The sequence below is a fragment of the Citrobacter amalonaticus genome, assembly GCF_002918555.1.
Taxonomy (GTDB): Bacteria; Pseudomonadota; Gammaproteobacteria; order Enterobacterales; family Enterobacteriaceae; genus Citrobacter_C; species Citrobacter_C amalonaticus_A.
The window spans coordinates 462,955-486,657 of record NZ_PQMB01000001.1 but is presented as its reverse complement, the minus strand read 5'-3'; the positions used below and the strand labels follow the sequence as shown (position 1 = coordinate 486,657).

19 protein-coding genes and 1 pseudogene are annotated in these 23,703 nt (G+C 53.5%); all 20 read left to right on the top strand.

The genetic code is table 11. From position 1 onward, the window contains the following. Positions 1-757 precede the first annotated feature (757 nt). The 20 genes and pseudogenes from C3432_RS02500 to wcaM all read left to right on the top strand — a co-directional run bounded on the left by C3432_RS02500 (position 758) and on the right by wcaM (position 23,579). Positions 758-1,897, top strand: a complete 1,140-nt coding sequence (locus C3432_RS02500; protein WP_103775110.1) for a polysaccharide export protein — start codon at positions 758-760, stop codon at positions 1,895-1,897. 5 nt (positions 1,898-1,902) lie between these two features. Then, positions 1,903-2,352 (top strand): low molecular weight protein-tyrosine-phosphatase Wzb, encoded by a 450-nt coding sequence (gene wzb, locus C3432_RS02495; RefSeq protein WP_103775109.1) that lies wholly within the window; start codon positions 1,903-1,905, stop codon positions 2,350-2,352. Further along, positions 2,349-4,511, top strand: a complete 2,163-nt coding sequence (wzc, locus tag C3432_RS02490; protein WP_103775108.1) for a tyrosine-protein kinase Wzc — start codon at positions 2,349-2,351, stop codon at positions 4,509-4,511. Before wzb ends, wzc begins: the two co-directional genes overlap by 4 nt. Before the next feature lie 85 nt (positions 4,512-4,596). Then, positions 4,597-5,439, top strand: a complete 843-nt coding sequence (gene wcaA / locus C3432_RS02485) for a colanic acid biosynthesis glycosyltransferase WcaA (RefSeq protein ID WP_103775107.1) — start codon at positions 4,597-4,599, stop codon at positions 5,437-5,439. A 2-nt stretch (positions 5,440-5,441) separates the two neighbouring features. Further along, on the top strand, positions 5,442-5,930 hold the full coding sequence (wcaB, locus tag C3432_RS02480) for a colanic acid biosynthesis acetyltransferase WcaB (protein ID WP_103775106.1): 489 nt from the start codon (positions 5,442-5,444) through the stop codon (positions 5,928-5,930). Next, a complete protein-coding gene (gene wcaC / locus C3432_RS02475; RefSeq protein ID WP_103775105.1) occupies positions 5,927-7,144 on the top strand; it encodes a colanic acid biosynthesis glycosyltransferase WcaC in 1,218 nt (405 codons plus the stop codon). Before wcaB ends, wcaC begins: the two co-directional genes overlap by 4 nt. Beyond that, the gene (gene wcaD / locus C3432_RS02470; RefSeq protein WP_103775104.1) at positions 7,119-8,333 is read left to right on the top strand and encodes a colanic acid polymerase WcaD; all 1,215 of its coding nucleotides are present in this window, start codon (positions 7,119-7,121) and stop codon (positions 8,331-8,333) included. Before wcaC ends, wcaD begins: the two co-directional genes overlap by 26 nt. A 70-nt stretch (positions 8,334-8,403) precedes the next feature. After that, a complete protein-coding gene (gene wcaE, locus C3432_RS02465) occupies positions 8,404-9,150 on the top strand; it encodes a colanic acid biosynthesis glycosyltransferase WcaE (protein ID WP_103775103.1) in 747 nt (248 codons plus the stop codon). 45 nt (positions 9,151-9,195) lie between these two features. Further along, positions 9,196-9,762, top strand: coding sequence for a colanic acid biosynthesis acetyltransferase WcaF (gene wcaF / locus C3432_RS02460; RefSeq protein ID WP_103775102.1), 567 nt, complete (start codon positions 9,196-9,198; stop codon positions 9,760-9,762). An 11-nt stretch (positions 9,763-9,773) separates the two neighbouring features. After that, entirely contained in the window at positions 9,774-10,895 is a 1,122-nt protein-coding gene (gene gmd, locus C3432_RS02455) for a GDP-mannose 4,6-dehydratase (RefSeq protein WP_103775101.1), read from the top strand. A 2-nt stretch (positions 10,896-10,897) separates the two neighbouring features. Then, the gene (gene fcl / locus C3432_RS02450) at positions 10,898-11,863 is read left to right on the top strand and encodes a GDP-L-fucose synthase (RefSeq protein ID WP_103775100.1); all 966 of its coding nucleotides are present in this window, start codon (positions 10,898-10,900) and stop codon (positions 11,861-11,863) included. Between the two features lie 2 nt (positions 11,864-11,865). Further along, positions 11,866-12,339 (top strand): annotated as a pseudogene (locus C3432_RS02445) (GDP-mannose mannosyl hydrolase); the annotation flags it as partial. Positions 12,340-12,464: 125 nt separating this feature from the next. After that, positions 12,465-13,688, top strand: coding sequence for a colanic acid biosynthesis fucosyltransferase WcaI (wcaI, locus tag C3432_RS02440; RefSeq protein WP_103775099.1), 1,224 nt, complete (start codon positions 12,465-12,467; stop codon positions 13,686-13,688). 3 nt (positions 13,689-13,691) lie between these two features. After that, the gene (cpsB, locus tag C3432_RS02435) at positions 13,692-15,128 is read left to right on the top strand and encodes a mannose-1-phosphate guanyltransferase (RefSeq protein ID WP_103775098.1); all 1,437 of its coding nucleotides are present in this window, start codon (positions 13,692-13,694) and stop codon (positions 15,126-15,128) included. A 190-nt stretch (positions 15,129-15,318) separates the two neighbouring features. Continuing rightward, on the top strand, positions 15,319-16,689 hold the full coding sequence (gene cpsG, locus C3432_RS02430) for a colanic acid biosynthesis phosphomannomutase CpsG (RefSeq protein WP_103775097.1): 1,371 nt from the start codon (positions 15,319-15,321) through the stop codon (positions 16,687-16,689). A gap of 56 nt (positions 16,690-16,745) precedes the next feature. Continuing rightward, the gene (gene wcaJ, locus C3432_RS02425) at positions 16,746-18,140 is read left to right on the top strand and encodes an undecaprenyl-phosphate glucose phosphotransferase (protein ID WP_103775096.1); all 1,395 of its coding nucleotides are present in this window, start codon (positions 16,746-16,748) and stop codon (positions 18,138-18,140) included. A 9-nt stretch (positions 18,141-18,149) separates the two neighbouring features. Continuing rightward, positions 18,150-19,628: a colanic acid undecaprenyl disphosphate flippase WzxC gene (gene wzxC / locus C3432_RS02420; RefSeq protein WP_103775095.1), complete on the top strand. Its 1,479-nt coding sequence runs from the start codon at positions 18,150-18,152 to the stop codon at positions 19,626-19,628. Between the two features lie 39 nt (positions 19,629-19,667). Next, entirely contained in the window at positions 19,668-20,948 is a 1,281-nt protein-coding gene (gene wcaK / locus C3432_RS02415) for a colanic acid biosynthesis pyruvyl transferase WcaK (protein ID WP_103775094.1), read from the top strand. After that, positions 20,945-22,165, top strand: coding sequence for a colanic acid biosynthesis glycosyltransferase WcaL (gene wcaL / locus C3432_RS02410; RefSeq protein WP_103775093.1), 1,221 nt, complete (start codon positions 20,945-20,947; stop codon positions 22,163-22,165). The genes wcaK and wcaL overlap by 4 nt, the downstream gene beginning before the upstream one ends. A gap of 10 nt (positions 22,166-22,175) precedes the next feature. Next, positions 22,176-23,579, top strand: coding sequence for a colanic acid biosynthesis protein WcaM (gene wcaM, locus C3432_RS02405; protein ID WP_103775092.1), 1,404 nt, complete (start codon positions 22,176-22,178; stop codon positions 23,577-23,579). Positions 23,580-23,703: the final 124 nt, after the last annotated feature.

The following is a 23,703-nucleotide window of genomic DNA, read 5'->3' as shown; positions in this document are numbered from 1 at the left end:
ATCATGGATAAAGCTGACGGAAAATGCAATGCCAGGGGCGAATTTTCCTCTCTTTTATATCAGCCTGTTAGCGTCATGAGCTGATAAAAATAGCCTTATAGTTTCTGGCAGGAACGATTTTTAGCGATAAATATATTTCGGATATATCGCAGGGCAGGTGTCTTAAATATTTTTTGTCAACATCAAGTAATTCCTAAAAAATGTATTTTACCAGGCTTAATATTATTCTTAAAAACAGATAATAGCAGGTTTGTTACCTTGCCTGCTATTACGTTAGCTGTAACAATTCTTTCAGCATTAATGGTGGTAAAAATAAACTGTGAATTTAGGTCAGACTATTATTGTATGACTCCCTGGTACCCCATCGTATCTGTCTTTATCGGAAAGAGTAGCGTATGGGCTGCATAAAAATTTTAATTAATCAGTGTACTGGTAGCTAAAAAGCCAGGGGCGGTAGCGTGTCTGACCACCTGAAGATGAGCATAAATTATTCTGTCAATAGCCTGCGGATGAATTCAATTTTTTTAGGACTGATGCCAGTTAAATTTCTTTTCAATTAACTGCAATGTATAGCCAAAATAATTCGGGTTACGGGACAAAACGGCATCCTCGTTTTGAACAACGCTTGCGCTGGCCCAGGAATGGGTCGGGAAACAAACACACCTGTAAACTGAAGTATGACGGGTATAAATGTGCACGGCGAAGTCGCTATTTAAATTGCACAGGATAATTACTCTGCCAAAGTGATAAATAATCAATGATGAAATCCAAAATGAAATTGATGCCATTATTGGTATCGGTAAGCTTGATAAGCGGCTGCACCGTTCTTCCGGGTAGCAATATGTCCACTTCAGGGAAAGATGTGATTAAGCAGCAGGACGCTAATTTCGACCTTGACCGGATGGTGAATGTTTATCCATTGACGCCACGTCTGGTCGAGCAATTACGTCCGCGACCTAATGTGGCACAGCCTAATATGTCACTGGAAAGGGAGATCTCAGATTATCAGTATCGCGTAGGGCCGGGCGATGTTCTCAACGTGACCGTCTGGGACCATCCGGAACTGACCACTCCAGCCGGTCAGTACCGCAGCTCCAGCGATGCCGGCAACTGGGTTCAGCCGGATGGCACGATGTTTTATCCCTACATCGGCAAAGTCAGCGTCGTCGGTAAGACGCTGGGTGAAATTCGCAGTGATATTACCGGCCGCTTAGCGAAGTACATCGCCGACCCGCAGGTAGACGTTAATATCGCCGCTTTCCGCTCGCAGAAGACATATGTCTCCGGGCAGGTGAATAAGTCCGGCCAGCAGGCGATTACCAACGTACCGTTAACCGTTCTGGATGCCATTAATGCTGCCGGTGGGCTGACTGAAGCCGCTGACTGGCGCAACGTGGTGCTGACGCATAATGGCCAGGAACAACGTATCTCCCTGCAGGCGCTGATGCAAAACGGCGACCTTAGCCAGAACCGTCTGCTCTATCCGGGCGATATTCTGTTCGTACCGCGCAATGACGATCTGAAAGTCTTCGTGATGGGCGAAGTGAAGAAACAGAGCACCCTCAAAATGGACTTTAGCGGTATGACGCTGACCGAAGCCCTGGGTAATGCTGAAGGCATCGATCTGACCACCTCCAATGCCAGCGGCATCTTTGTGATCCGTCCTCTGAAAGGCCAGGGGGGACGCGACGGCAAGATTGCCAATATTTATCAGCTTGATATGTCCGATGCTACTTCTCTGGTAATGGCGACGGAATTCCGTCTCCAGCCGTATGACGTCGTGTATGTCACGACCGCACCGGTTGCCCGCTGGAATCGTTTGATCAATCAGTTGCTGCCGACCATTAGCGGTGTTCGCTATATGACGGATACGGCACGCGACATTCATACCTGGTAATCATCATGTTTAACAAAATATTGGTGGTCTGCGTGGGGAATATTTGTCGTTCCCCGACGGCAGAGCGTTTGCTGAAAAGTTATCACCCGGAGTTGACGGTTGAATCCGCGGGGCTGGGCGCGCTGGTGGGGAAAGGCGCTGACCCGTCGGCAGCCAACGTCGCGGCTGCGCACAACCTCTCGCTTGAAGGACACTGCGCCCGCCAGATATCGGGACGCATGTGTCGCGACTATGACCTGATCCTGACGATGGAAAAACGCCATATCGACAAATTGTGTGCAATGGCGCCAGAGATGCGCGGGAAAGTGATGTTGTTCGGCCACTGGGACAGCGAGCGTGAAATACCCGATCCGTATCGCAAAAGTCGCGAGGCGTTTGAAGCGGTGTACACATTACTTGAAAGGTCTGCTCGCCAGTGGGCGCAGGCATTGAACGCAGAGCAGGTAAAACAATGACAGAAAAAGTAAAACAGCTTGCCGCTCCGGTAACGGGCAGTGATGAAATCGACATCGGTCGTCTGGTCGGCACCGTTATCGAGGCGCGATGGTGGGTTTTGGGGATTACCTGCGTCTTTGCCCTGTGTGCGGTGGTTTATACGCTCTTCGCCACCCCAATCTACAGCGCCGATGCGCTGGTACAGATTGAACAAAACTCCGGTAACTCACTGGTACAGGATATTGGCTCCGCGCTGGCGAACAAACCGCCAGCATCAGAGGCGGAAATTCAGCTGATTCAGTCGCGACTCGTGCTTGGCAAAACCGTTGACGATCTCGACCTTGATATCTCCGTGACCAAAAACACCTTCCCGCTGTTTGGTGCAGGCTGGGATCGGCTGATGGGGCGTCAGAACGACACGGTAAAAGTGACAACGTTCACCCGTCCAAAGGAGATGAACGAGCAGGTCTTCACGCTTAAGGTGCTGAATGACAAAAGCTATGAACTGACCAGTGATGGCGGCTTTAGCGCTCGTGGTCAGGTCGGGCAATTATTGAATAAAGATGGCGTGACAATGACGGTCAGCGGTATCCATGCCAGCCCGAACAGTGAATTCACCGTCGCCAAATTCTCCACGCTAGGGATGATCAATAATCTGCAAAACAACCTTACCGTCACAGAAAACGGGAAAGATACCGGCGTGTTAAGCCTGACGTTCACCGGTGAAGACAGGGATCAGATCCGTGACATTCTCAACAGCATCACCCGCAATTATCTGGAGCAGAACGTTGAGCGGAAATCTGCGGAAGCGGCGAAAAGCCTGGCGTTTCTGGCTCAGCAGCTGCCGGAGGTGCGTAACCGTCTGGACGTCGCGGAAAATAAGCTGAACGCCTTTCGTCAGGATAAGGATTCGGTGGACTTACCGCTTGAGGCCAAAGCGGTGCTGGATTCGATGGTCAATATTGATGCTCAGCTTAACGAACTGACCTTTAAAGAGGCTGAAATCTCCAAGCTGTACACCAAAGCGCATCCGGCTTACCGCACGCTGCTGGAAAAACGTAAAGCGCTGGAGGATGAGAAAGCCAAACTGAACGGGCGTGTGACGGCGATGCCGAAAACGCAGCAGGAGATCGTGCGTCTCACCCGTGACGTGGAATCAGGTCAGCAGGTCTACATGCAGCTGCTCAACAAACAGCAGGAGCTGAAAATCACCGAGGCCAGCACCGTCGGCGATGTGCGCATCGTTGACCCGGCGATTGCCCAGCCTGGCGTGCTGAAGCCGAAGAAAGCGTTAATCATCCTCGGCAGTATTATTCTTGGTCTGATGCTCTCTGTGGTTGGCGTACTGCTGCGCTCACTGCTGAATCGCGGAATTGAAAGTCCACAGGTGCTCGAAGAGAACGGCATCAGCGTTTACGCCAGTATTCCGCTTTCCGAGTGGCAGAAGGCGCGTGACAATGTCAAAACCATTAAGGGGGTTAAGCGCTATAAGCAGAGCCAGCTGCTGGCGGTGGGGAATCCGACGGATCTGGCGATTGAAGCGGTACGTAGCCTGCGCACCAGCCTGCACTTTGCCATGATGCAGGCGCCAAATAATGTGCTCATGCTTACCGGGGTTAGCCCCTCGATCGGCAAGACTTTTGTCTGTGCCAACCTCGCGGCGGTGATCAGCCAGACTCATAAACGCGTGCTGCTTATCGACTGCGATATGCGCAAAGGGTATACCCACGAACTGCTGGGCACCAACAACGTCAACGGCCTGTCCGAAATTCTGATTGGTAAAGGCGATATTGCCGCCTGTGCAAAACCGACCTCCATTCCCCATTTTGATCTGCTCCCCCGCGGTCAGATACCGCCCAATCCTTCTGAGCTGCTGATGAGCGAGCGTTTTGGCGAGCTGATCCGCTGGGCAGGCAGCCAATACGATTTGGTGCTGATTGATACGCCGCCGATTCTGGCCGTTACCGATGCGGCGATTGTGGGCCGCCATGCCGGAACCACGCTGATGGTGGCGCGCTATGCGGTTAACACCCTCAAAGAGGTGGAAACCAGTCTCAGCCGCTTCGAACAAAACGGTATCCAGGTCAAAGGGGTGATCCTCAACTCCATCTTCCGTCGCGCCACCGGGTACCAGGATTACGGGTACTACGAGTACGAATACCAATCAGACTCCAAATAATAATTTGCCTGATGATCAGGCCTGCAGAGCCGACAAGATTGCGGGTGACTGCAGGCCGCCATCCGGCACTATCCGGGAAATAAGCATGACAACAGACAATCCATTGATCTCAATTTATATGCCAACCTGGAACAGGCAACAGCTGGCGATCCGTGCGATTAAATCGGTCCTGCGTCAGGACTATACGAACTGGGAGATGATTATCGTTGATGATTGCTCCTCTTCGTATGAACAATTGCAGCAGTTTGTGACAGGGTTGAACGATCCGCGCGTGCGCTACACCCATAACGCGGTGAATTCCGGCGCCTGCGCGGTGCGTAACCAGGCCATTATGCAGGCCCGTGGGCAGTACATCACTGGAATTGATGATGATGATGAATGGACGCCAGACCGCCTGAGCATCTTTCTGGAGCATAAGCAGCAGCTGGTCACCCATGCGTTTCTGTATGCCAATGACTATGTGTGCGAAGGGGAAGTCTATTCACAGCCAGCCAGCCTGCCGCTGTATCCGAAATCACCGTATTCCCGCCGTCTGTTCTACAAGCGCAACATTATTGGCAACCAGGTTTTTACCTGGGCGTGGCGCTTCAAAGAGTGTCTGTTCGATACCTCCCTTTCTGCGGCTCAGGATTATGACATCTTTTTACGTATGGTCGTGGAGTACGGTGAACCCTGGAAGGTGGACGAGGCAACCCAGATCCTGCATATCAATCATGGCGAAATGCAGATCACCTCGTCGCCGAAAAAATTCTCCGGCTACTTCCACTTCTACCGTAAACACAAAGATAAGTTCGATCGGGGCAGTAAAAAGTACCAGTTGTTTACGCTCTATCAGATCCGCAACAAACGCATGACCTGGCGCACTTTGCTGACGCTCTTCTCAGTGCGTAATGGCAAGCGCCTGGCTGACGGATTACGGGGGCGCTAAGGATGCTGGAGGATCTGCGCGCAAACAGCTGGAGTCTGCGCCCGTGCTGCATGGTGCTGGCGTATCGCGTTGCCCATTTTTGCTCCGTCTGGCGCAAAAAGAGCGCGCTGAACAATCTCTGGGCGGCACCGGTGCTGGTGCTGTATCGCATCATGACCGAATGCTTTTTCGGCTATGAAATTCAGGCGGCGGCGACCATTGGTCGTCGGTTCACCATCCATCATGGCTATGCGGTGGTTATCAATAAACACGTGGTCGCGGGGGATGATTTTACTATCCGTCACGGCGTTACGATTGGTAATCGGGGGGCGGACAGTCTGGACTGTCCGGTGATTGGCAACGGCGTGGAGTTGGGGGCCAACGTGGTCATCATTGGCGACATTACCGTGGGTAATAACGTCACGATTGGTGCAGGCAGCGTGGTGCTCGACACCATCCCGGATAATGCGCTGGTGGTGGGCGAAAAAGCGCGGGTAAAGGTCATTAAATGAATATTTTACAATTTAACGTGCGGCTGGCGGAAGGCGGTGCGGCAGGGGTGGCACTGGATCTGCATCAGCGCGCGCTGCAAAAAGGGCTGAATTCACAATTTGTCTACGGGTACGGCAAGGGCGGAAAGAAAAGCGAGAGTCACAACCATTATCCGCACGTCATCAGGCAAACGCCGCGTCTGACGTCGGCGGCGAATATTGCGCTATTTCGTCTTTTCAACCGCGATCTGTTTGGCAACCTCAATAATCTGTATCGCACGGTCACCCGCACGCCGGGTCCTCTGGTATTGCATTTTCATGTACTGCACAGCTACTGGCTGAACCTGGCCGACGTTGTGACGTTCTGCGAACGGGTTAAAAACCACAAGCGGGACGTAAAACTGGTCTGGACGCTGCACGATCACTGGAGCGTGACCGGGCGCTGCGCCTTTACCGATGGGTGTGAGGGCTGGAAAAGCGGCTGCCAGACGTGCCCGACGCTCAGCAACTATCCGCCGGTGAAGGTGGACAGGGCGCATCAGTTGGTTAGCGGAAAACGTCAGCTGTTCCGCAATATGCTGGCACTGGGCTGTCAGTTTATCTCGCCGAGCCAGCATGTGGCAGAGGCATTTAACAGCCTGTACGGGGCCGGTCGCTGTCGGATCGTTAATAACGGGATTGACGTGGCGACCGAAGCGATTCTGGCCGAGCTGGCCCCGATGAGTGAAAGTCAGGGCAAATCGAAAATTGCGGTGGTAGCGCACGATCTGCGTTATGACGGCAAAACAAACCCGCAGCTGGTACGCGAGATCGTGGCGGCGGGTGAGAAAGTGGAGCTGCATACTTTCGGCAAGTTCTCTCCGTTTGCCGGGGAAAACGTTATCAACCACGGCTTTGAAACCGATAAACGCAAATTAATGAGCGCGCTTAATCAGATGGACGCGCTGGTGTTCAGTTCCAGGGTCGATAACTATCCGCTGATTTTGTGTGAAGCCTTGTCAATTGGCGTTCCGGTGATTGCCACCCATAGCGAGGCGGCACGCGAGGTGCTGCGCAAGTCGGGAGGAAAAACATTTGCCGAGGATGAGGTACTGCAACTGGTAAAGCTGAAAAAAGCGGAAATTGCCCAGGCCGTTTTTGACACCACGCTTACCGCGTTTCGCGAGCGGAGTCGCGCGGCGTACAGCGGTCAACAGATGCTGGAGGAGTATGTCTCGTTCTATCAGAATCTGTAGCTACCTGCTGCTACCGCTGATCTACTTACTGGTCAACGTCAAAATTGCTCAACTGGGTGAAAGTTTTCCCATCACTATCGTCACCTTTCTTCCCGTTCTGCTGCTGCTGTTCCTTGAACGTATCAGCGTCAAAAAACTGATGATTGCGCTGGGGGTGGGCGCGGCGCTGACGGCATTTAATTATCTGTTTGGTCAGTCACTGGATGCCGGTAAATACGTCACCTCAACCATGCTGTTTGTCTATATTGTCATTATCATCGGCATGGTGTGGAGTATTCGTTTCAGGACCATCTCGCCGCATAACTACCGTAAGATCCTGCGCTTTTTCTATCTGGTGGTGACGCTGGTGGTGATGCTGGCCGCCGCCGAGATGGCGCAGATTATCCTGACCGGCGGCAGCAGCCTGATGGAAGGAATTTCGAAATATCTTATTTACAGTAACAGCTATGTGCTGAACTTTATTAAATTTGGCGGTAAGCGAACCACCGCACTCTATTTTGAACCCGCATTCTTCGCTCTGGCATTAATCTCAATTTGGCTCAGTATAAAACAGTTTGGTATCAAAACGCCTAAAGCCGATGCTATGATTCTGGCAGGGATAATATTGTCGGGATCGTTTTCAGGTGTTATGACCTTTATCCTGTTTGCTCTCCTGGAGTGGGCGTTTCAGTATCTGAATAAGGATGCGATCAAGAAAAAGTTACCGCTGGCGATAATCTCATTAGCCGTATTTTTAACAGGGATGATATTTGCCTTTCCTTATATCTCCACGCGACTCGGTGATTTAGGGACGGAAGGGTCATCATCATATTATCGTATTATCGGTCCGCTGGTGATGGTGGGGTATTCTTTAACCCATATTGATGGCGTTGTCAGATTTGGCTCACTTTATGAATATGTCGCATCATTCGGAATTTTTAACGGTGCGGATGTCGGGAAAACCATAGACAATGGATTGTATCTGCTGATTATTTATTTCTCATGGTTCGCGGTGATATTGACGTTGTGGTACATGTGGAAAGTCCTAAAAATGACGTTGAATGCGTTTGGCGATAATCAGAATTTTCGGGTGCAGCTCTATCTTTTTACGCCGGTCTCGCTGTTTTTTACCGGTTCAATATTTAGCCCGGAATATGCTTTTTTAATCGTTTGTCCATTTATTTTGCGCAAAGCGCTGAATTTATCCTGAATAATTCGAGTTGCAGGAAGGCCAACGCACCTGCAACCTGAAGTATGACGGGTATCACGAGGTAATTCACATGTTACTCAGCATTATCACCGTCGCGTTTCGTAACCTTGAGGGAATCATCAAAACGCACGCCTCATTAAGGCATCTGGCGCAGGCGAGCGACATCGATTTTGAATGGATCGTGGTGGACGGTGGTTCAAACGATGGCACCCGGGCGTTTCTTGACAATCTCAATGGCGAGTATCACTTACGCTTTGTCAGCGAGCCGGATAACGGCATCTATGATGCGATGAACAAAGGGATTGAAATGGCGCGCGGTAAGTTCGCCCTGTTTCTCAATTCAGGCGATATTTTCCATCCCGAGGCTGCGCGCTTTGTGCGTCAGCTACGAACACAGAATGATGACGTTATGGTGACCGGCGATGCGTTACTCGATTTTGGCGATGGCCATAAAATTAAGCGTAGCGCCAAACCTGGCTGGTATATTTATCACAGCCTGCCGGCAAGTCATCAGGCAATATTTTTCCCTGTGACGGGACTGAAAGTCTGGCAATACGATTTGCAGTACAAGGTGTCTTCCGATTACGCCCTGGCGGCCAGAATGTATAAAGCGGGATATGCCTTTAAAAAACTAAACGGTATGGTTTCTGAATTTTCAATGGGTGGCGTGTCTACAACGAATAATCTGGAATTATGCCGGGATGCGAAAAAAGTTCAGCGTCAGATATTACGTGTGCCGGGATTTTTTGCCGAGCTGTCATGGTATTTACGTCTGCGCACGACCAGCAAAAGCAAAACCTTATATAACAAAGTCTGAACGTCCGTCGGGTTTTGAAATTCATAGGGTAAATAAGGATGAATGATGCAGGATCTCAGCGGTTTCTCCGTGCCTGAAGGATTCCGGGGCGGCAATGCAATAAAAGTACAATTATGGTGGGCGGTACAGGCGACATTATTTGCCTGGTCGCCGCAGATACTGTATCGCTGGCGCGCTTTTTTGCTACGTTTATTTGGCGCAAAAATAGGAAAAAACGTCGTAATTCGCCCGTCGGTAAAAATCACCTATCCGTGGAAATTAACCCTGGGTGATTACGCATGGGTTGGAGATGACGTCAATTTATATACGTTAGGTGATATTACGATTGGTGCGCACTCGGTGGTTTCACAAAAAAGTTATCTGTGCACCGGCAGTCACGATCACGCCAGCCTTCATTTTGATATTAACGCCGCGCCCATTGTGATTGGCGAGAAATGCTGGCTGGCGACGGATGTATTCGTTGCGCCTGGCGTTTCAATCGGTGATGGCACCGTCGTCGGCGCCCGAAGCAGTGTTTTTAAATCGCTACCGGCAAATGTGATTTGCCGTGGCAATCCCGCAGTGGCAACGCGTGAACGCGTTAAAACGTTACACCCTAATGGGATCAATTAAGAGGTAATAAAATGTCAAAAGTCGCTCTCATCACTGGCGTAACCGGGCAGGATGGTTCTTACCTGGCAGAACTTCTGCTGGAAAAAGGGTATGAAGTTCATGGTATTAAGCGTCGTGCGTCTTCGTTCAATACCGAACGCGTGGATCACATTTATCAGGATCCGCATACCAGCAATCCGAAGTTCCATCTTCACTACGGGGATCTGACCGATTCATCCAACCTGACCCGTATTTTGCAGGAAGTGCAGCCGGATGAAGTCTACAACCTGGGGGCGATGAGCCACGTGGCGGTCTCCTTTGAATCCCCGGAATATACTGCCGATGTCGATGCCATGGGGACGCTGCGCCTGCTGGAGGCGATCCGCTTCCTCGGCCTTGAAAAGAAAACCCGTTTTTATCAGGCCTCCACCTCTGAGCTGTACGGCCTGGTGCAGGAGATCCCGCAGAAAGAGACCACCCCGTTCTACCCACGCTCTCCGTATGCCGTTGCCAAACTGTACGCTTACTGGATCACCGTGAACTACCGCGAATCCTACGGGATGTACGCCTGTAACGGCATTCTGTTCAACCACGAGTCTCCGCGCCGTGGTGAGACCTTCGTGACCCGCAAAATCACCCGTGCGATTGCCAATATCGCTCAGGGGCTGGAGTCCTGCCTGTATCTCGGCAACATGGACTCCCTGCGTGACTGGGGCCATGCGAAAGACTACGTCAAAATGCAGTGGATGATGTTACAGCAGGAACAGCCGGAAGACTTTGTGATTGCCACCGGCGTGCAGTACTCCGTGCGTCAGTTCGTTGAAATGGCGGCGGCGCAGCTGGGTATCAAACTGCGCTTTGAAGGTGAAGGCGTGGAAGAAAAGGGGATCGTGGTCTCTGTGACCGGTCATGATGCGCCGGGCGTGAAGCCGGGTGATGTGATTGTCGCCGTTGATCCTCGCTACTTCCGTCCGGCCGAAGTGGAAACCCTGCTGGGCGATCCGGGCAAAGCGCATGAAAAGCTGGGCTGGAAGCCGGAAATCACGCTTTCGGAAATGGTGTCTGAGATGGTGGCAAAAGATCTGGAAGCGGCGAAGAAGCACTCTCTGCTGAGGTCGCACGGCTACGAGGTCGCCATCGCGCTGGAGTCCTGAGAATGAACAGACAACGTATTTTTATTGCCGGTCATCGCGGGATGGTGGGCTCTGCAATCAGGCGCCAGCTGGAGCAGCGCGGCGACGTGGAGCTGGTATTACGTACCCGCGACGAGCTGAATTTGCTCGACGGCAAAGCGGTGCACGAATTCTTCGCCGCGGAGCGTATCGATCAGGTCTATCTGGCAGCGGCAAAAGTGGGCGGTATTGTCGCCAACAACACGTACCCGGCGGATTTTATTTACGAAAACATGATGATCGAGAGCAACATCATTCACGCGGCGCACCGGCACAACGTGAACAAGCTGCTGTTCCTGGGGTCATCCTGTATTTACCCGAAGCTGGCGCAACAGCCGATGGCGGAGAGCGAACTGTTACAGGGCACGCTCGAGCCGACCAACGAGCCGTACGCCATTGCCAAGATTGCCGGGATCAAACTGTGCGAATCTTATAACCGCCAGTATGACCGCGACTACCGCTCGGTCATGCCGACTAACCTGTATGGGCCATACGATAACTTCCACCCGCGCAACTCGCACGTGATCCCGGCGCTGCTGCGTCGCTTCCACGAGGCGACGGTTGAGAACGCCCCGGACGTGGTGGTATGGGGCAGCGGCACGCCGATGCGCGAGTTCCTGCACGTGGACGATATGGCGGCGGCCAGCATCCACGTGATGGAGCTGGATCGTGAAGTCTGGCAGGAGAACACCCAGCCGATGCTCTCGCACATTAACGTTGGCACCGGCGTGGACTGCACCATTCGCGAGCTGGCACAGACCATTGCACAGGTGGTGGGCTACAAAGGCCGCGTGGTGTTTGACGCAACCAAACCGGACGGCACGCCGCGCAAATTACTGGATGTCACCCGTCTGCATCAGCTCGGCTGGTATCACGAAATTTCGCTGGAGGCTGGCCTGGCCAGCACGTACCAGTGGTTCCTTGAGAATCAGCACCGGTTCCGGGGGTAAGCATGTTTTTACGTCAGGAAGATTTTGCCACGGTAGTGCGTTCCGCGCCGCTCATCTCGATCGATTTGATTGTGGAGAACGAGCGCGGCGAGTTCTTGCTGGGGAAACGAACCAACCGCCCGGCGCAGGGCTACTGGTTTGTGCCCGGCGGGCGCGTGCAGAAGGATGAGACGCTGGCAACGGCCTTTGAACGTCTCACTCTGGCGGAACTGGGCCTGCGACTGCCGATGGCAGCAGGCCAGTTTTTTGGGGTCTGGCAGCACTTCTATGACGATAACTTTTCGGGCACCGATTTCACCACTCACTATGTGGTGCTCGGTTTTCGCCTGAAGGTGAGTGAAGCAGACCTGCGTCTGCCTGATTCTCAGCATGACGACTACCGCTGGCTGACGCCTGAGGCGTTACTGGCAAGCGACAGCGTCCATGACAACAGTCGGGCCTATTTCCTCGCGGAGCATCAGGCCGGGGCGCCGGGATGTTACACGAAATCATTCAGCCTGAATCAAGGCGGTAAGTCCGGGAATCCCCAGGCGTTTGCTGAAGCAAGTGACTGGGGTGAGCAGACGCCGCCAACGCAGAATCAGGCTGAAGGATGAAGTGTATGAAGATTTTGGTGTACGGAATCAACTATTCGCCTGAACTCACCGGTATCGGTAAATACACCGGCGAAATGGTCGAGTGGATGGCGCGCCAGGGGCATGACGTGCGGGTCATTACCGCGCCGCCTTACTACCCGCAGTGGAGGGTGGGCGAGCGCTACTCCAGCTGGCGCTATCGCCGTGAAGACGGCGTGGCGACGGTCTGGCGCTGTCCGCTGTATGTCCCGAAACAGCCGTCCACGCTGAAAAGATTACTGCATCTGGGCAGCTTTGCCCTGAGCAGCTTTTTCCCGCTGATGGCGCAGCGTCGCTGGAAGCCGGATCGCATTATCGGCGTGGTGCCGACACTGTTTTGCACGCCAGGTATGCGCCTGCTCGGCAAACTCTCCGGCGCGCGTACGCTGTTGCACATTCAGGATTATGAAGTGGACGCGATGCTTGGCCTGGGGATGGCGGGCAAAGGCAAGGGCGGTAAGGTGGCGAAACTGGCCAGCGGCTTTGAGCGCAGCGGCCTGCATAACGTCGATTACGTCTCGACCATCTCGCGTTCGATGATGAATAAAGCGCAGGAGAAGGGCGTGGCGGCGGAAAAACTGATTTTCTTCCCTAACTGGTCGGAAGTGGCACGTTTTCGTGATGTGACCGAAGGTAACGCGCAGGCGCTACGCGCTCAGCTCGGCCTGCCTGCCGATCAAAAAATCATTCTTTACTCCGGCAATATTGGCGAAAAGCAGGGACTGGAAAATGTTATTGACGCGGCCGTTCAGCTCAGCGCCCAACCGCTTATTTTCGTGATTGTCGGGCAGGGCGGCGGCAAAGCGCGGCTGGAGAAGATGGTCAGCGAACGCGGCCTGAGCAGCGTGAAATTCTTCCCGCTTCAGTCCTATGAGGCACTGCCTGCGCTGCTGAAGATGGGCGATTGCCATCTGGTGGTGCAAAAGCGCGGCGCGGCGGATGCGGTGCTGCCGTCCAAGCTGACTAACATTCTGGCGGTGGGCGGAAACGCGGTGATTACGGCGGAAGCCGAAACAGAATTAGGCCAGCTGTGCGACAGCTATCCGGGAATTGCCGTTTGCGTGGAGCCTGAATCGGTTTCTGCGCTGGTGAGCGGAATCGAACAGGCGCTCGCCATGCCAAAAGAGAACACGGTGGCACGTGAATATGCCGAACGCACCCTCGAGAAAGAGAACGTGCTGAGCCAATTTATTGCAGATATACGGGGATAAATCATGAGTCAAACCACTTTGTATCCGGTCGTGATGGCAGGTGGCTCTGGTAGCCGGTTGTGGCCACTGTCCCGCGTGCTCTATCCAAAACAGTTCCTCTGCCTGAAAGGGGATCTCTCCATGCTGCAAACGACGATTTGTCGTCTGAACGGCGTGGAGTGCGAAAGCCCGGTGGTGATCTGCAACGAGCAGCACCGTTTTATTGTGGCTGAGCAACTGCGTCAGCTTAATAAACTGACCGAAAACATCATTCTGGAACCGGCGGGACGGAATACCGCGCCAGCCATTGCCCTGGCCGCGCTGGCGACCAAGCGACACAACCCGGACAGCGATCCGCTAATGCTGGTGCTGGCGGCTGACCACATCATCGCCAACGAAGAAGCATTCCGGGATGCGGTGCGTAATGCGATGCCATACGCTGAAGCGGGTAAGCTGGTGACCTTTGGCATCGTCCCGGATCTGCCGGAAACCGGATATGGCTATATTCGCCGCGGCGATGTCAGCCCCGGCGAGCAGGATGCCGTGGCGTTTAACGTGGCGCAGTTTGTTGAGAAACCCAATCTGGAAACCGCACAGTCCTGTGTTGCGAGCGGTGATTATTACTGGAACAGCGGGATGTTCCTGTTCCGCGCCGGTCGTTATCTGGAAGAGCTGAAAAAGTACCGTCCCGATATTCTCTCCGCCTGCGAAAAAGCAATGAGCGTGGTCGATCCGGATCTTGATTTCATCCGCGTAGATGAGAACGCCTTCCTGGCCTGTCCCGAAGAGTCGGTGGATTACGCGGTGATGGAGCGTACGGCTGACGCCGTCGTGATGCCGATGGACGCGGGCTGGAGTGACGTCGGCTCCTGGTCTTCGCTGTGGGAAATCAGCGCCCACACCGCAGAGGGAAACGTGCATCACGGGGACGTCATTAGCCATAAGACCGAAAACAGCTATGTTTATGCGCAATCCGGGCTGGTCACCACCGTCGGCGTAAAAGATCTGGTCGTGGTACAGACCAAAGATGCGGTGCTGATCGCCGATCGGAATGCGGTACAGGATGTGAAAAAAGTGGTGGAGCAGATTAAAGCTGATGGCCGTCATGAGCACCATATCCACCGCGAAGTCTACCGCCCGTGGGGGAAATATGACTCTATCGACGCGGGCGAACGCTACCAGGTCAAACGCATTACCGTTAAGCCGGGCGAGGGGCTTTCCGTACAGATGCATCATCACCGCGCCGAGCACTGGGTGGTGGTGGCGGGGACGGCAAAAGTCACCATTGACGGCGATATCAGACTGCTTGGTGAAAATGAGTCTGTCTATATTCCTCTGGGCGCAACGCACTGCCTGGAGAATCCAGGAAAAATTCCACTCGACCTGATTGAAGTGCGCTCCGGCTCATACCTTGAAGAGGATGATGTGGTGCGATTTCAGGATCGCTACGGGCGGGTTTAACGCTAACCACCCTCTTTCGCGCCGCAGATGCGTTGGCTTCCTTTGCGCACCCGGTCACTTAGTTAACTAAGCTCCCGGGGATGCATCCAGTCGCCGCCTTCCTGCGACGCGAAATCTAATGGTTATCAACTTTATTAAAAATATCTCCAGTAAGGAGAGGGCCAACTGTTGCCTGAAGAAGGGTAAAAACATGACGAAATTAACCTGTTTTAAAGCCTACGATATTCGCGGCAGGCTAGGCGAAGAGCTGAATGAAGAGATTGCGTGGCGGATTGGCCGTGCGTATGGCGAGTTCCTGAAACCAAAAACCATCGTGCTCGGCGGTGACGTGCGTCTGACCAGCGAGCCGCTGAAGCTGGCGCTGGCGAAGGGGTTGCAGGATGCGGGCGTCGACGTGCTGGATATTGGCATGTCCGGTACCGAAGAGATCTATTTTGCCACCTTCCATCTGGGCGTTGATGGCGGTATTGAAGTGACCGCCAGCCATAATCCGATGGACTACAACGGCATGAAGCTGGTGCGTGAGGGCGCGCGTCCCATCAGCGGGGATACCGGTCTGCGCGACGTCCAGCGGCTGGCGGAAGCCAATGACTTCCCTCCCGTCAGCGAAGCAAAACGCGGTGGCTACAAACAGATCAACCTGCGTGAAACTTATATCGACCACCTGCTGGGCTACATCAACGTTAAAAACCTCACTCCCCTGAAGCTGGTCATTAACTCCGGCAACGGCGCGGCCGGCCCGGTGGTGGATGCCATCGAAGCGCGCTTTAAGGCGCTGGGCGTGCCGGTTGAGTTCATCAAAGTCCACAACACGCCGGACGGCAACTTCCCGAACGGGATCCCGAATCCGCTGTTGCCGGAGTGCCGCGCCGATACCCGCAATGCGGTGATCGAGCACGGGGCGGATATGGGGATTGCCTTCGACGGCGATTTCGACCGCTGCTTCCTGTTTGATGAAAAAGGCCAGTTTATCGAGGGCTACTACATTGTCGGGCTGCTGGCGGAGGCGTTTCTCGAAAAACAGCCGGGAGCCAAAATTATCCACGATCCGCGTCTTTCCTGGAACACAGTTGAGATCGTCGAGCGTGCTGGCGGGATCCCCATCATGTCCAAAACAGGTCATGCCTTTATTAAAGAGAGAATGCGGTCAGAGGGGGCCATCTACGGCGGCGAGATGAGCGCCCATCACTATTTTCGTGATTTTGCCTGGTGCGACAGCGGGATGATCCCGTGGCTGCTGGTGGCGGAGCTGGTGTGTCTGAAAGGGCAGTTGCTGGGTGAGCTGGTACGCGACCGGATGGCGGCGTTCCCGGCAAGCGGGGAAATCAACAGCAAGCTGGACGAGCCTGCGGCAGCGATTTCGCGCGTGGAGCAGCACTTTGCCGGTGACGCGCTGGCGGTGGACAGAACCGATGGCATCAGCATGTCGTTTGCTGACTGGCGTTTCAACCTGCGCTCTTCCAACACCGAGCCGGTGGTGCGCCTGAATGTGGAATCGCGCGGTGATATTCCGCTGATGGAAGCGCGAACGCGCACTCTGCTGACGTTGCTGAATCAGTAAGATCAGCTCTTCCCTTACCCGCCAGCGGGTAAGGGGGGTTAATAACAGGAACAACGATGACTAATCTAAAAAAGCGCGAGCGAACCAAAACCAATGCATCGTTAATCTCTATGGTGCAACGCTTTTCAGATATCACCATCATGTTTGGTGGGCTGTGGATTGTCTGCAAGATAAGTGGACTGCCCTTCCTGTACATGCACCTGTTGGTGGCGCTGATTACGCTGGTTGTCTTTCAGATGCTGGGCGGCATGACCGATTTTTATCGTTCCTGGCGCGGCGTCAAAATTTTCACTGAACTGACGCTGCTCCTGCAAAACTGGACGCTGAGCCTGGTATTCAGCGCAGGGCTGGTCGCGTTCAATAAGGATTTCGATAACCGCCTCACCACCTGGCTGGCGTGGTATTTGCTTTCCAGCCTGGGGTTAGTTTTCTGTCGCTCGTTTATTCGCTATGGCGCTGGCTGGCTGCGTAACAGTGGGTATAACAAACGTAGCGTGGCGGTGGCGGGGGATTTACCCGCGGGCCAGGCGCTGCTGGACAGCTTCCGCAATGAGCCCTGGCTGGGTTTTGAGGTGGTAGGGGTGTATCACGATCCGAAACCCGGTGGCGTGACATCAGACTGGGCGGGCAACTTTGAACAGCTGATTGAAGACGCCAAAGCCTCACGCATTCATAACGTCTATATCGCAATGCCGATGTGTGACGGTGCGCAGGTGAAAAAACTGGTGCGTGAACTGGCCGACACCACCTGTTCGGTGATCCTCATTCCCGATGTGTTCACTTTCAACATTCTGCATTCCCGCATTGAAGAGGTGAGCGGCGTACCGGTGGTTCCTTTGTATGACACGCCGCTGTCGGGGATCAATCGCCTGCTGAAGCGGGCGGAAGATATTGTGCTGGCCTCGCTGATTCTGCTGCTGATTTCCCCGGTGCTGTGCGGTATCGCGCTGGCGGTCAAACTCAGCTCGCCGGGACCGATTATTTTCCGCCAGACCCGGTATGGCATGGACGGGAAGCCGATCAAGGTCTGGAAGTTCCGCTCGATGAAGGTGATGGAGAACGACAGGGTGGTCACCCAGGCGACGCAAAACGATCCGCGCGTTACCCGAGTCGGTAATTTTCTGCGTCGCACCTCGCTGGATGAACTTCCGCAGTTTATCAATGTGCTGACCGGTGGCATGTCTATCGTCGGTCCACGCCCGCATGCGGTGGCGCATAACGAGCAGTATCGTCAGCTTATTGAGGGATACATGCTGCGCCACAAGGTAAAACCAGGGATCACCGGCTGGGCGCAAATCAACGGCTGGCGCGGGGAGACCGATACGCTGGAGAAAATGGAAAAGCGGGTGGAGTTCGATCTGGAGTATATCCGCGAGTGGAGCCTGTGGTTTGACATCAGGATCGTTTTTCTGACGGTGTTCAAAGGCTTTGTTAACAAAGCGGCCTATTAAGGAACGATCATGAGTTTACGAGAAAAAACCATCAGCGGCGCGAAATGGTCCGCCATCGCCACGGCGATCATCATCGGTCTTGGATTGATTCAGATGACCGTTCTGGCCCGCATTATCGACAATCACCAGTTTGGTCTGTTGACCGTGTCGCTGGTGATTATTGCGCTGGCTGACACGTTATCGGACTTTGGGATCGCCAACTCAATTATTCAGCGCAAAGAGATTAGCCATCCTGAACTTACCACGCTGTACTGGCTGAACGTCGGTCTCGGCATAGTGGTTTGTGCGGGCGTGTTTCTGCTTAGCGATTTTATCGGGAGCGTGTTGCATAACCCCGATTTGGCGCCGCTGATCAAAACGCTGTCGCTGGTTTTTGTGGTGATCCCTCACGGACAGCAGTTCCGGGCGCTGATGCAAAAGGAGCTGGAGTTCAACAAGATTGGGATGATTGAGACCTCTTCAGTTCTGGCGGGATTTACCTTTACGGTGGTCAGCGCCCATTTCTGGCCTTTGGCGATGACGGCGATCCTTGGCTATCTGGTTAACAGTGCGGTGCGCACGCTGCTGTTTGGCTACTTTGGGCGCAAAATTTATCGTCCGGGACTGTATTTTTCACTGGCGTCCGTCTCATCCAATCTGCGTTTCGGCGCATGGCTGACGGCGGACAGTATCATCAACTACGTTAACACTAACCTGTCGACGCTGGTGCTGGCGCGTATTCTCGGCGCGGGCGTCGCCGGGGGATACAACCTTGCGTATAACGTGGCGGTGGTGCCGCCGATGAAGCTCAACCCCATCATCACCCGCGTGCTGTTTCCGGCCTTTGCCAAAATTCAGGATGACACAGAGAAGCTGCGCATTAACTTTTACAAGCTGCTGTCTGTGGTGGGGATGATTAACTTCCCGGCACTGCTCGGGCTGATGGTGGTTTCCAATAACGTTGTGCCGCTGGTTTTTGGTGAAAAGTGGAACAGTATTATCCCTGTACTGCAACTGCTGTGCGTGGTGGGGTTACTGCGTGCCGTCGGCAACCCGATTGGCTCGCTGCTGATGGCGAAAGCGCGTGTGGATATCAGCTTCAAATTTAACGTCTTCAAAACGTTTCTGTTTATTCCGGCCATTATTGTGGGCGGACATCTGGCTGGCGCAACTGGCGTGACGCTGGGTTTTTTGCTGGTGCAGATCGTTAACACCATTCTGAGCTACTTCGTGATGATTAAACCGGTGCTGGGCTCCAGCTATCGGCAGTACATCCTCAGTCTGTGGCTGCCGTTTTATCTCTCTCTTCCCACCCTCGCGGTGAGCTACGGTCTGGGTATCGCCCTCCAGGGGCATTTGCCGCTGGGGTGGCTGCTGTCCGTACAGATTGCCGCAGGCGCACTGGCCTTTGCCGTGATGATTGTGCTCTCGCGCCATCCGCTGGTGGTGGAGGTAAAGCGTCAGTTTTGCCGCAGCGAAAAAATGAAAACCCTTTTACGAGCCAGCTAATTGTCCCTACGGCAACAATTTTAAACTTCTGAGGTTATGATGAAATTACTCATTCTGGGCAACCATACCTGTGGCAACCGTGGCGACAGCGCTATTTTACGTGGCCTCCTGGATGCAATTAACCACCTTGAGCCAGATGCGGAAGTGGACGTGATGAGCCGTTATCCGGTGAGTTCTTCCTGGCTTTTAAATCGCCCGGTGATGGGCGACCCGCTCTTTTTACAGATGAAACGGCATCACAATGCTGCCGGCATGATGGGGCGGGTGAAAAAGGTGCTGCGTCGTCGCTATCAACATCAGGTGCTGCTCTCCCGCGTTACGGATACCGGTAAACTGCGCAATATCGCTATTGCACAGGGGTTCACTGATTTTGTCCGGCTGCTGTCGGGCTATGACGCCATCATCCAGGTTGGCGGGTCGTTCTTTGTCGATCTTTACGGTGTTCCGCAGTTTGAACATGCCCTGTGTACCTTTATGGCAAAAAAACCGTTGTACATGATGGGGCACAGCGTTGGTCCTTTCCAGGACGCGCAGTTCAATAAGCTGGCGAACTATGTTTTTGGTCACTGCGACGCGCTGATTCTGCGCGAACCCGTCAGCCTGGAGCTGATGAAGCGTAGCGATATCACTACCGCAAAGGTAGAACACGGCATTGATACCGCGTGGCTGGTCGACCATCACCGTGATGACGTTGAGTCGGGCTATGCGGTGCAGCACTGGCTGGATGTGGCGGCAAAACAGAGAACGGTGGCGATTACCCTGCGTGAGCTGGCGCCATTTGATCAGCGCCTGGGAACCACTCAGCAAGCTTATGAGAAAGCGTTTGCCGGGGTGGTTAATCGTATTCTGGACGAAGGCTACCAGGTGATTGCGCTTTCCACCTGTACCGGCATTGACAGCTATAACAAAGACGACCGCATGGTGGCGCTGAATTTACGTCAACACGTCAGCGATTCGTCACGCTACCACGTGGTGATGGATGAGTTTAATGACCTGGAGATGGGGAAAATTCTGGGAGCCTGTGCGTTGACGGTGGGGACACGTCTGCATTCCGCCATTATCTCAATGAATTTTGATACACCGGCTATTGCGATTAACTATGAGCATAAATCGGCAGGGATCATGCAGCAGTTGGGAATGCCGGAAATGGCTATCGATATTCGCCACCTTCTGGATGGGAGCCTGGACTCGATGGTTGCCGATACGCTGGGCCAGCTACCTGCGCTAAGCGAGCGGATGTGGGATGCTGTCAGCCGTGAACGGGCGCAAGGTTTGCAGATGGTGCAATCCGTATTGACGCGTATCAGGGAGGGGAAATGAAGGTCAGCTTTTTTTTACTGAAATTTCCGCTGTCGTCGGAAACCTTCGTACTGAATCAAATCACCGCGTTTATTGATATGGGATTTGAGGTGGAGATTATCGCGTTGCAGAAGGGGGATTTGCACCATACTCACGCCTCGTGGACAAAATATGGGCTGGAGGCAAAAACCCGCTGGTTGCAGGATGAGCCATCGGGACGGCTGGCAAAGCTTCGCCATCGCGCGGTCAAAACGCTGCCTGGACTCCATCGTATCGCAACCTGGAAGGCGCTGAATGTCTCTCGTTATGGCGACGAATCGCGCAATCTGATCCTTTCTTCCATTTGTGGGCAGGTGGCTGACCCCATTCGTGCGGATGTATTTATCGCCCATTTTGGCCCGGCGGGGGTAACGGCAGCAAAACTGCGCGAGCTGGGGGTGCTTAAGGGCAAAATTGCCACCATCTTCCATGGTATTGATATTTCCAGCCGGGAAGTGCTTAACCACTACACGCCAGAGTATCAGCAGCTCTTTCGGCGTGGCGATCTGATGCTGCCCATCAGCGATTTATGGGCGGCAAGACTGAAAGGGATGGGATGTCCGCCTGAGAAGATCGCCGTCTCGCGGATGGGGGTGGATATGACGCGTTTCACCCATCGTCCGGTTAAAGCGCCGGGGACGCTGCTGGAAATTATCTCTGTTGCGCGCCTTACCGAGAAGAAAGGGCTGCATGTGGCGATTGAAGCCTGCCGCCAGCTGAAGGCGCAGGGGGTTGCATTCCGTTATCGCATCCTGGGGATTGGCCCGTGGGAGAGGCGTTTACGCACGCTGATCGAGCAGTTCCTGCTGGACGATGTTATCGAGATGCCTGGCTTCAGGCCCAGCCACGAGGTGAAGGCGATGCTGGAAGAGGCCGATCTCTTCCTGTTGCCTTCGGTTACCGGTGCTGATGGCGATATGGAAGGGATCCCCGTCGCGCTAATGGAGGCCATGGCGGTGGGCATCCCGGTGGTTTCTACCGTACACAGCGGTATTCCCGAACTGGTGGATGCCGGTCAAAGCGGCTGGCTGGTGCCGGAGAACGACGCGCAGGCGCTGGCGGCACAGCTGGTGGCGTTCAGCCATATCGACAGCGAAACCTTGAAACCGGTGGTGCTGCGCGCCCGCGAAAAAGTTGAACACGATTTTAACCAGCAGGTGATCAATAAACGGCTGGCTTGCCTGTTGCAAACAATTTGAATGAGGTTGTATGCCAGAGAATAAACTCTCCCGACGCACCTTCCTGACGGCAAGCTCTGTGCTTGCCACTCTTCCTCTCTTCCATTCTCCCCTCGCCCGAGCGCTTGGGGCTGGCAAAACGGTTAATATTCAGGACTACAATCCCAAAGACTGGATTGCGTCATTTAAACAGGCCTTTGACGAGGCGCAAACCGTCGTGATTCCTGCCGGACTGGTCTGTGAGAACATTAACACCGGTATCTTCATTCCGGCTGGAAAAACGTTGCAGGTGCGGGGTCGTCTGAGCGGCAACGGGCGTGGACGATTTGTCTTGCAGGACGGTTGCCAAGTGACAGGGGCGAAGGGGGGGAGCCTGCATAATATCACGCTGGATGTGCGGGGGTCAGACTGTGTAATTAAAAGCCTGACGATGAGCGGTTTTGGCCCGGTAACGCAGATCTACATTGGCGGTAAGAAGCCAAGGGTGATGCGAAATCTGGTGATAGATGACATCACCGTCACTCAGGCGAACTACGCCATTTTACGCCAGGGCTTCCACAACCAGGTGGACGGTGCGCATATCACCAACAGTCGTTTCAGCGACCTGCAGGGGGATGCCATTGAGTGGAATGTAGCGATAAACGACAGCAATATTCTGATATCTGACCATGTGATTGAGCGTATCAACTGTACCAATGGCAAGGTCAACTGGGGAATTGGCATTGGCCTGGCAGGGAGCACCTACGATAACACTTATCCCGAACGGCAGACCGTAAAGAACTTCGTGGTGGCGAATATCACCGGCACGGATTGTCGACAACTGGTGCACGTGGAGAACGGGAAACACTTTATCATTCGTAATGTTAAAGCGCGCAATATCACACCGGATTTCAGTAAAAAAGCCGGTATCGACAACGCCACGGTTGCCATTTATGGCTGCGATAATTTTGTGATTGAAAATATCGATATGGTTAACAGTGCAGGAATGTTAATCGGTTATGGCGTCGTGAAAGGGAAATATTTATCTATCCCGCAGAATTTTAAATTAAATGATATTCATCTGGATAACACACATCTTGTATATAAACTGCGCGGCATCCAAATTTCATCCGGCAATGCAACCTCGTTTGTCGCGCTGACCAATATCGAAATGAAGCGGGCGACGCTTGAGCTTCATAATAAGCCGCAACATCTTTTTCTGCGCAATATCAAGGTAATGCAGGATTCTACTGTGGGGCCTGCGCTGACGATGCACTTCGATCTGCGTAAAGATGTGCGCGGTAAGTTTATGGCTAAACAGGGCACATTGCTGTCGCTGGCAAATGTCCACGCTGTCAATGAGAAAGGGCAAAGTTCGGTTGACATCGACAGAGTTAACCACCAGGTAGTGAATGTGGATACGATCAACTTTCGGCTACCGGAGGGGAGGGGATAATTTTGTAACCATACCTGGCGAAATGAAACCGTACTTAAGATTAATACTACTGCAATCTGTAACTTAGAAGCGTAGGATCCGTCGTACAGTAGCTATGTAATTCATGCTGGATAAAACAAGTGAA